The sequence below is a fragment of the Profundibacter sp. genome (assembly GCF_056498605.1).
In genome coordinates, this window is record NZ_JBSMEZ010000053.1 from 1 (window position 1) to 2,357 (window position 2,357).

Below are 2,357 nucleotides of genomic sequence, written 5' to 3' on the forward strand. Positions count from 1 at the left end.
GGTCATCATCGGTGGGAAATTCGCTATCGGAATCGGTGGTTTTGTATTTGAACAAACCTAGGGTGAAATCACGCGGGGCCGGATACATCCGGTCCGCCGCAACGCCCAGCCCGTCACCATCTTCACCGTGACACTGCGAACAGCGCTTCATGTAAATCGCGTCAACCGCTTCTTCGGACAAGGCTGCATTCGGATCAACCGCCACAGGTGTCACGACCCCCTCGGTTTTCTCCTCCAACTTCCATGAACGTGGCTCAAAACCAGTGTAATCATAAAGGAACGAAATGATCTTCCAGACCTCGTCCTCTTCCAGCATTTCCTCCCAGACCGGCATGGCGGACGCCCACGGCGTGCCTTCACGCGGCAAGCCAGGCCCACCTTTGGTGATGCGCCAGAACAGGAACGATTCCTGCAACTGGGCGATCATACCGACGTCCTGAAAATTGATCGGACGCGGGGTGAATGTTTTAGCAAAGTGGCCTTCGCCATCCAGCATGTCACCGTGGCAATAAATGCAGTTCTTGTAATAGAGCTCGGCCCCTTGCGCGACGATTTCAGCGTATTCGTCAGACACCTCGTCAAACTCCTCGCGGTAGGGGTTTTGTAGCGATAACAGATCATAGGTTTTGCCATAGGCCTTCAGGCTGGAGGGCGGTGCAGGGTGAACCGTGCGTAATTCCAGCGGGGACGTGACGGATGGTTTCACCGCGCCATATGTCAAAAAGCCAACGCCCCCCACCACAGCCACAAAGGCAGCAATGCGCGGTAGCAACATCTTGGGCGAGCCAAACAACGCCATCAGCGGGGCAAAGAAGGTCTTGGCGGTTTTGTTATCAAACGTCACCACCAACAGCACAGCCACGGTGCAGATGATCATATATTGCACCAGCAAGGATGCCGGGATCGGCGGGTTCAAGACATAGGCGAACACCACGTAAAGCGCGACCAGAACCAAAATTCCTAGGAACAGCGGGTGTTTGAAAAAACGCATAAATCTATCCCTATTCCGCAAGCTTCATTAGATAATCGGTGATCAGCAAAATCTCGCTCTCGGCCATATCGTCGCCAAAATAATCCGGCATCATATCGGCCTCGAACCCTTCGGCGATCTCGGCATTCGGGTCCAGAATGGCAGCCCTGACCTGTTCGGCGGTCATCCGTTTGCTGATCCCGTTTAGTTTTGGTCCAATGTCAGCCTCGGAGCCATCCAGATCGTGACAGCCCGCGCAGCCATAATTCTCGACCACTTCCAGCCCCGTGGTTGCCAGTTCCTCGTCGCCAACGTCCTCGCTGACGGGGGCCGTCTCGGGCAGCGCCATCAGGTAATCGGTCAGTAGCAACAATTCAGCCCCGCGCATTTCTTCGCCAAAATCAGCAGGCATAAAATCGGCGTCAAACCCGTCGGCGATCACCGCGTTCGGGTCGATAATCGATTCCATCACACCCGCACGGCTCATCCGCTTGCCGATGCCATATAGTGACGGGCCCAGATCAGCCCCGCTGCTACCCAAATCATGGCAACTCGCACAACCGTATTCATCAATCACCGCGTCCCCGGATGTTAGCAAAGGGGCCGCCTCACCGCTTGCTGGCTCTTCAACCACAGGCGCATCATCGGCGCTTGGCAGCGGAACGGTTGGCTCCAAGCCCGCCAAATCCTGCAAAAATGCCGCGACCGCATTCATTTCAACCACCGACAATTCAATCGGCGCTTTATCAACAGTCGGCATCGGCGAAACCGTATCGTTGCTGCCCTTCTGGCCAAACCCCTCGACCACAAAGGCGGACGGGTCTTGCATGGATTCAAGGATATAGGCCTCAATCGCTTTGGCCCCCTCTTTGCCCGCTGACACACCTTTGTAACGTGCATCCATCAGGCGTGCGGGGTATGTCGCCCCCATGTCCATCTCCAAGGTATCAGGCGCACGACCCATGCCGTTGTGACACAGGGTGCAGGTGCCTTTGCCGGTAAATAGGCTCTCGCCCAGCGCGATCATCCCGTCCATATCCAGCCCGACGGTCGAAACTTCGACAGGCACGGATGTGTCAGGTTCAACCTGCGGCAACATATGGGAAACCCCCATATAGAACAGCAACAAAACAACACTAAAGCCGATGACACGTAGAAAAGTCATGTCGCGTCCTCCGCCACTTCCTGCTTGGTCACGCCAAGCCGTGACAACCAGAACACAAAGACCATGATCGCCATGAACCCAAGCGTGATCACGGTAATAGTATTGCCCGCGTCGCCAAGTGTGGGGATGTAATTCTCCGGCGAATTATCCTTTATCACCGTGTAAACATGCCAGTTGGTCCGCAAGCTTGAGCGGATGTAGCCCATCAACCCCATCAGCCAT

3 protein-coding genes are annotated in these 2,357 nt (G+C 55.4%); all 3 read right to left on the bottom strand.

The annotated features are described in order from the left end of the window. The coding region (locus ACWB12_RS05650) for a cytochrome c (RefSeq protein ID WP_479529090.1) at positions 1–991 on the bottom strand (991 nt) is incomplete at its 3' end. A gap of 10 nt (positions 992–1,001) precedes the next feature. Continuing rightward, positions 1,002–2,135, bottom strand: coding sequence for a c-type cytochrome (locus ACWB12_RS05655; protein WP_479529091.1), 1,134 nt, complete (start codon positions 2,133–2,135; stop codon positions 1,002–1,004). Next, positions 2,132–2,357: hypothetical protein (locus ACWB12_RS05660; protein ID WP_479529092.1), on the bottom strand; the 226-nt coding region annotated here is incomplete at its 5' end. The genes ACWB12_RS05655 and ACWB12_RS05660, both read right to left, overlap by 4 nt.